Below are 6621 nucleotides of genomic sequence, written 5' to 3' on the forward strand. Positions count from 1 at the left end.
CACCCCACCCTGCTGCACCAGGGCTGTCGGCACCCGCCGGTAGCGTGGGGACCACCCCGTCCCACCCCGAGGAGACCGCATCCCCGCCGTCCCGTCCCCGCCCGCCCGGACCGCCGTCCGTGGTGTCTTCCTGGCGTTCGAGGGTGGTGAGGGCGCCGGGAAGTCCACCCAGGTGCGGCACCTGCTGAGCTGGTTGTCCGGGCAGGGCCGGGCCGCCCGCGGCACCCGTGAGCCCGGGGCCACCGCCATCGGCGGGACGATCCGGCAGCTCGTGCTGGACCCGGGCAACACCGCGCTGTCCTCCCGTGCGGAGGCGCTGCTCTACGCCGCCGACCGCGCCCAGCACGTGCACGAGCTGCTCGACCCGGCGCTGGCCGCCGGCGAGGTCGTGGTCACCGACCGGTACGTGGACAGCTCGCTGGCCTACCAGGGTGCCGGGCGCACCATCCCCCTGGAGGAGGTCCTGGCCCTGTCCCGCTGGGCCACCGGGGGTCTGGTGCCCGACCTGACCGTGCTGCTGGACCTGCCGCCGGAGGTGGGGCTGGCCCGCGCGCGGGGTCGCTCGACCGCGGACCGGCTGGAGGCCGAGTCGCTGGCCTTCCACGAGCGGGTGCGGGCGACGTTCCTGGACCTGGCCGCCGCGGAGCCGCGCCGCTACCTGGTGCTGGACGCCCAGCAGACCCCCGACGAGCTGTCCGCCGCCGTCCGGGACCGGGTCGGGCAGCTGCTGGTGGACCGACCGTGAGCGCCGGGGGCGTCTGGACCGACGTGGTCGGGCAGCCGGCCGTCGTGGCCGAGCTCTCCCAGGCCGTGGCGCACCCGGCCTCGATGACGCACGCCTGGCTGTTCACCGGGCCCCCCGGCTCGGGTCGCTCGGTGGCCGCCCGCGCCTTCGCCGCCGCCCTGCAGTGCCCCGACGGCGGTGACGGCACCTGCCACGCCTGCCGGACGGCGCTGGCCGGCACGCACGCCGACGTCCGGGTCGTGGCACCCGAGGGGCTGTCCATCGGGGTCAACGAGACCCGCGAGCTGGTCCGGCTGGCCGGCCGGGCGCCGTCCCAGGGCAGGTTCCAGGTGGTGATCGTCGAGGACGCCGACCGGATGACCGAGCAGGCCACCAACACCGTGCTGAAGATGCTGGAGGAGCCACCGCCCCGGACGGTCTTCCTGCTGTGCGCGCCCTCGCTGCACCCCGACGACGTGCCGGTCACCATCCGCTCCCGCTGCCGGGTGGTGGCGCTGCGCACCCCGCCGGTCGAGGCCGTCGCCGAGGTGCTGGTCCGCCGGGACGGCATCGACCTGGCGCTGGCCTCCTGGTCGGCTGCGGCAGCCGGTGGGCACGTCGGGCGGGCCCGGCACCTGGCCCGCGACGAGGAGGCCCGGATGTCCCGCAAGGCGGTCCTGGACGTCCCGCTGTCGCTGGTCAGCCTGGCTGCCTGCCTCAACGCCGCCGACGACCTGGTGTCCGCGGCCAAGGTCGAGTCCGACCGGACGACGGCGGTCACCGACGGCGCCGAGACCGAGGCGGTCAAGGCCAGCCTGGGCATCGGCGCGCGCGGGCCCGGGGTCGCCGCGGCCAGCCGGGGCGCCGGCCAGCTCAAGGAGCTGGAGAAGAAGCAGAAGTCCCGGGCCACCCGGCTGGGGCGCGACTCCCTGGACCGGGCGCTGGTCGACCTGGCCTCGCTCTACCGGGACGCCCTTGTCATCCACACCGTGCGCGGTGACCTCACCCGGGTGCCGCAGCTGGCGCACCCCGACCGGGCGGCCGACGCCACGGAGCTGGCCAAGAAGATCGGCGCCGAGGGCGCCCTGCGCCGGATCGACGCCGTGCTCGCCGCCCGCACCGCGCTGGAGCGCAACGTCAAGCCGCAGGTGGCGATCGAGGCGCTGTGCGTGGCCCTGCGGCTGCCGGCGTGACACCCGCACCGGTGCTCGGGTCCTCGCAGGCGGTCCCGTAAGCTCTCCGACGCAGCACGCCGCCTTAGCTCAGTCGGTAGAGCATCTCACTCGTAATGAGAAGGTCGTCGGTTCGATTCCGACAGGCGGCTCCACCACACCGACCCGCACGGCCCCCGTCCCCACGGACGGGGGCCGTCGTCGTCCCCGGCCCCGGTGCTCGGGCAGTCAGGGCTGACCGGCAGACTGCCCGCAGGCTCACGCACCGCGGCGTGACCAGGAGGGAGCTGCACCCATGTCGATCCCGGACGTCCTGCAGGGCCGGCTCAGCCTGCCCGTGGTGGCCTCGCCGATGTTCATCGCCAGCGGCCCCGACCTCGTCGTCGCGCAGTGCTCGGCGGGCATCGTGGGGTCCTTCCCGGCGCTCAACGCCCGGCCGGCCGCGATGCTCGGCGACTGGCTGGCCGAGATCGACGAACGCCTGGCGGCCGCCGCGGCGACCGGGGCCACCGTCGCGCCGTACGCGGTGAACCAGATCGTGCACCGCTCCAACGACCGGCTCGAGGCCGACGTCGCGCTGTGCGTGGAGCACGAGGTGCCGGTCGTCATCACCTCGCTGGGCGCCCGTTCCGACGTGTACGACGCGGTGCACTCCTACGGCGGCATCGTGCTGCACGACGTCATCAACGACCGGTTCGCGCACAAGGCGGTGGAGAAGGGCGCCGACGGGCTGATCGCCGTCGCCGCGGGTGCCGGCGGGCACGCCGGGACGCAGAGCCCGTTCGCCCTGGTCCGGGAGATCCGCCGCTGGTTCGACGGCCCGCTCGTGCTCTCCGGCGCCATCGCGCACGGCCGGTCCGTGCTCGCCGCCCAGGCCGCCGGCGCAGACCTGGCCTACATCGGCTCGGCGTTCCTGGCGACCACCGAGGCCCGGGTGGTCGAGGGCTACCGGCAGATGATCGTGGACAGCGCCGCCGACGACATCGTCTACAGCAACCTGTTCACCGGCGTGCACGGCAACTACCTGCGCGGCAGCATCACCGCCGCCGGCCTGGACCCCGACGCGCTGCCCACCTCCGACCCCAGCGCGATGAGCTTCGGGTCGGGGGAGAGCAAGGCCTGGCGCGACGTGTGGGGCTCGGGCCAGGGCATCGGCGCCATCGACGCCGTCCTCCCGGCCGGCGAGCTGATCGCCCGCTTCGGCCGGGAGTACGCCGAGGCCGTGGCCGAGCTGCGGACGGTGCTGGCCGGCGTCTGAGCCGTCAGCCGCGCAGCCGCCGGTAGGGGGTGCCGCCGGTGATGACCGCCGTCGTCATCGCCGCCGTGTAGGTCGCGTACGGGAAGCCCAGTTCCGGCGCGCTGACCCGGTCCAGCCGGGCCAGCGCGTCGGCCGGCAGGACGGTGTCGGCGGCCGCCAGGTTGGCGCGGGCCTGCTCCGGGGTCCGGGCGCCGACCAGCACCGAGTCGACCCCGGGGCGCCCCAGCACCCAGGCCAGTGCCACCTGTGCCGCGGGCAGGCCGAGCTCGTCGGCGACGGCGCGCAGCACCTCGAGGACCGCCCAGTTGCCGGGGGTGTCCTTGGTGTCCCCGAACGGGTTGGGGCCGGACAGGCGCCCGGCCGTGGCGGGCTGCCCGGGGTGGTACTTGCCGCTGAGGAAGCCGCCGGCCAGCGGGCTCCACGGCACGATGCCCATCCCCAGCTCCCGGGCCGCCCGGACGTGCTCCTGCTCGATCGACCGGGCCACCAGCGAGTACTCCAGCTGCAGCGCGACCGGCGCGGGCACGCCGTGCGCCCGGGCCAGCGTCGCCACCTGGACGGCGAACCAGGCAGGCACGTCGGAGAGCCCGTAGTGCCCGGTCTTCCCGGCCCGGACCAGGTCGACCATGGTGGCCAGCACCTCCTCGGCCGGGGTGACGTCGTCCCACACGTGCAGCCAGTACAGGTCCACCCGGTCCGTGCCCAGCCGGCGCAGCGACCCCTCCAGCGCACGGACGGCGTTCATCCGCCCGGCGCCGCCGGTCAGCGGCCCGCCCCCGGCGTTGAACCCGTACTTGGTGGCCAGCACGACCCGGTCGCGCAGCCCGCGGGCGGCCAGCAGCCGGCCGAGGACCTCCTCGCTGCGGCCCCCGGAGTAGACGTCCGCGGTGTCCACGGCGTTGCCGCCGGCGGCCAGGTAGGCATCCAGGACGGCGCCCGAGGTGGCCTCGTCGGAGCCCCACTGGTCGTTGCCCACCGTCATGGCGCCCAGGGTGAACGGGCTGACCAGCAGCCCGGAGCGGCCCAGCGTGCGGAGCTCCACGGCGGTCAGCCGACCCGGGCGGCGAGGATGCCGCCGTCGACGTCGAGGGTGGTGCCGTGCACGAAGGCGGCCTCGTCGCCGACCAGCCACCGGACGGCGAGGGCGACGTCGACGGGCCGGACCGGACGTCCGGCGACGGTGGACGCGGTCATCTGCGTCAGCACCGCCTCGGCCCCGGCGTTGCCCGGGGTCGACGTCACGCCCGGCGCCACGGTGTTCACCCGGACCCCGCGGGGCCCGTACTCGGCGGCCCACGCCCGGGTCAGCTGCTCCAGGGCGGCCTTGGTGGCGGTGTACATCGCGCCGAACGGGCTGCCCACCCGGGCCATCCAGGACCCGACGTCGACGACCACCCCGGACCCCCGGGCGGCCATCGCCGGGGCGATCGCGCCGACCAGCACGTGCGGGGCGCGGACGTTGACCGCGAGCAGGGCCTCGAGGTCGTCGTCGGCCAGGTCCTCGGTGGCCGAGACGGGGTAGACGCCGGCGTTGTTGACCAGCACGTCGAGCCGGCCGCCGGCCAGCTCGACCGCGCGGGCGGCGGTCGCCCGCAACGCGTCGGGGGCGGCGGCCAGGTCGGCGACGAGGACGAGCGCACGGCCGCCGGTGGCCGTGATCGCGTCTGCGACGGCCGCGGCGCGGGTGGCGTCGCGGCCGCTGACGAGCACGGTGGCCCCGGACGCGGCCAGCACGTGCGCGGTGGCCTCGCCGATGCCGCTGGTGGAGCCGGTGACCCACGCGGTGCGGCCGGCCAGCCGGTCGTCGCGGGGCAGGGTGGACAGGACGTCTGAGTTGGACTGCACGGTCCAGTTCCTACCAGGAGTGGACCGTGCGGTCCAGCGGGTACCGTGCGGCACGTGGCCGAGCTGACCGAACGGGGACGACGCACCCGCCAGCGCATCGTCGAGGAGACCGGGCGCCAGATCCTGGCCGCCGGGATCGGCGGCACCACGCTGGACGACGTCCGGGCCGCCACGCTGACCAGCAAGAGCCAGCTCTTCCACTACTTCCCCGGTGGCAAGACCGAGCTGGTCCGGGCCGTCGCGGAGTGGGAGGGCGGCCAGCTGCTGGCCGCCCAGGAGCCGCACGTGCACGACCTGTCGACCCGGGCGTCGTGGGAGGCGTGGCGGGCGGCGCTGGTCGACTACTACATCGGGCAGGGCCGGTGGGCCTGCCCGATCGGCTCGCTGGCCACCGAGGCGGCGGCCCGGGACCCCGGACTGGCGGCCACCGTCGCCGGGGCGTTCACCGCCTGGGCCGACCTGCTCGCCGCCGGCGTCGTCCGGATGCAGCAGGCGGGGGAGCTGGACGCCTCGGTCGACCCGCGTCGCATCGCGGCGTCGGTGCTGTCGGCGATCCAGGGCGGTCTCGTGCTCAGCCAGCCGCTGCGCGACCCGTGGCCGCTGGAGGCCGCCCTGGACCAGGCGCTGCACGCCCTGGACGCCCCCGCCCGGGGTTGAGACGACGACGGGCGCCGCACCCGGGTGGGGTGCGGCGCCCGTCGGTCGTCCGGGTGAGCTCGGCGGCCGTGGGGAGACCGGCCAGTCAGGAGGGGGTCAGTGGTGGCCGGGCGCGTTCTTGGCGCGCTCGAAGGAGGCGTTGATCTCCGCCTCGGCCTCGGCCAGACCGACCCAGTTGGCGCCCTCGACGCTCTTGCCGGGCTCGAGGTCCTTGTAGGTCTCGAAGAAGTGCTGGATCTCCAGGCGGTCGAACTCCGACACGTCGGTGATGTCCTGCAGGTGGGCCATCCGCGGGTCCGTCGCGGGGACGGTGAGGACCTTGTCGTCCCCGCCGGCCTCGTCGGTCATCCGGAACATGCCGATGGCCCGGCAGGTGATGAGGCACCCGGGGAACGTCGGCTCCTCCAGGAGCACCAGGGCGTCCAGCGGGTCACCGTCCTGACCCAGGGTCGCCTCGATGTACCCGTAGTCCGCCGGGTACCGCGTCGAGGTGAACAACATCCGGTCCAGCCGGATGCGTCCAGTGGCGTGGTCCAGCTCGTACTTGTTCCGCTGGCCCTTGGGGATCTCTACCGTCACGTCGAACTGCACCGACGTAGTGTGGCCCACGCCGGCCCGGCGTGGGTGGCCGAGGTGCTCGATCGGGGGGTGGAGGCCATCGCGCGCGCCTCCCGCGACCCGGCCAGCAGTGCGCCGCGGCGCTCCTGGCGCCGCCGCGCGTGGCAGGTCCTGGTGGCCCTGAGCCTGGTCGCGCTGGCGGTCGCCGGCGGGGTCTGGTTCGCCGTCCGGGACGACGACCGCGACCCCTCGACCGTGGCCGCGGTGCCCTCGGACGCCGTCGCCGTGCCCGACGCGGTGCTGCCCGAGCTCGACACCCCCGCCCCCGGGCTGGCCGCGGTCACGGTGCTGGGCCCGGACACCACGATCACCACCACCGTCGTCGCCGGCGCCACCCCGGGCGAGGT

The 6621-nt window shown here is 75.4% G+C and carries 7 protein-coding genes, 1 tRNA gene and 1 pseudogene; 6 read left to right on the top strand and 3 right to left on the bottom strand.

Annotated features, from left to right (window positions below; genetic code table 11):
* Positions 1-79 precede the first annotated feature (79 nt).
* From tmk to AC0IVP_RS08485, 4 genes are all read left to right on the top strand, one after another.
* A complete protein-coding gene (gene tmk, locus AC0IVP_RS08470; protein ID WP_056293605.1) occupies positions 80-745 on the top strand; it encodes a dTMP kinase in 666 nt (221 codons plus the stop codon).
* Complete coding sequence (locus AC0IVP_RS08475) at positions 742-1917, top strand: DNA polymerase III subunit delta' (protein ID WP_471755890.1); 1176 nt, start codon at positions 742-744, stop codon at positions 1915-1917. Before tmk ends, AC0IVP_RS08475 begins: the two co-directional genes overlap by 4 nt.
* A 58-nt stretch (positions 1918-1975) precedes the next feature.
* Positions 1976-2051 (top strand) — tRNA-Thr (locus AC0IVP_RS08480).
* A 140-nt stretch (positions 2052-2191) separates the two neighbouring features.
* Positions 2192-3154: an NAD(P)H-dependent flavin oxidoreductase gene (locus AC0IVP_RS08485; protein WP_056293600.1), complete on the top strand. Its 963-nt coding sequence runs from the start codon at positions 2192-2194 to the stop codon at positions 3152-3154.
* Positions 3155-3158: 4 nt separating this feature from the next.
* Here AC0IVP_RS08485 and AC0IVP_RS08490 read toward each other — a convergent pair whose 3' ends face one another.
* Complete coding sequence (locus AC0IVP_RS08490; protein WP_471755892.1) at positions 3159-4196, bottom strand: aldo/keto reductase; 1038 nt, start codon at positions 4194-4196, stop codon at positions 3159-3161.
* A gap of 5 nt (positions 4197-4201) precedes the next feature.
* Positions 4202-4999 (bottom strand): SDR family NAD(P)-dependent oxidoreductase, encoded by a 798-nt coding sequence (locus AC0IVP_RS08495; RefSeq protein WP_471755894.1) that lies wholly within the window; start codon positions 4997-4999, stop codon positions 4202-4204.
* Positions 5000-5053: 54 nt separating this feature from the next.
* On the opposite strand from AC0IVP_RS08495, the gene AC0IVP_RS08500 reads away from it, so the two are divergent.
* Positions 5054-5656, top strand: a complete 603-nt coding sequence (locus tag AC0IVP_RS08500) for a TetR/AcrR family transcriptional regulator (protein WP_056294842.1) — start codon at positions 5054-5056, stop codon at positions 5654-5656.
* Positions 5657-5752: 96 nt separating this feature from the next.
* Here the strand turns inward: AC0IVP_RS08500 and AC0IVP_RS08505 are convergent, their stop codons facing one another.
* On the bottom strand, positions 5753-6247 hold the full coding sequence (locus AC0IVP_RS08505) for an inorganic diphosphatase (protein WP_056293593.1): 495 nt from the start codon (positions 6245-6247) through the stop codon (positions 5753-5755).
* Between the two features lie 57 nt (positions 6248-6304).
* On the opposite strand from AC0IVP_RS08505, the pseudogene AC0IVP_RS08510 reads away from it, so the two are divergent.
* Positions 6305-6621, top strand: a pseudogene (locus AC0IVP_RS08510) (hypothetical protein); the annotation flags it as partial.

It is taken from the genome of Klenkia sp. AC732 (genome assembly GCF_979256525.1).

What these genes read in the sequence shown, in the direction of transcription:
- AC0IVP_RS08485 (WP_056293600.1), top strand. Translation starts at nt 2,192, where the DNA reads ATGTCGATCCCGGACGTCCTGCAGGGCCGGCTCAGCCTGCCCGTGGTG.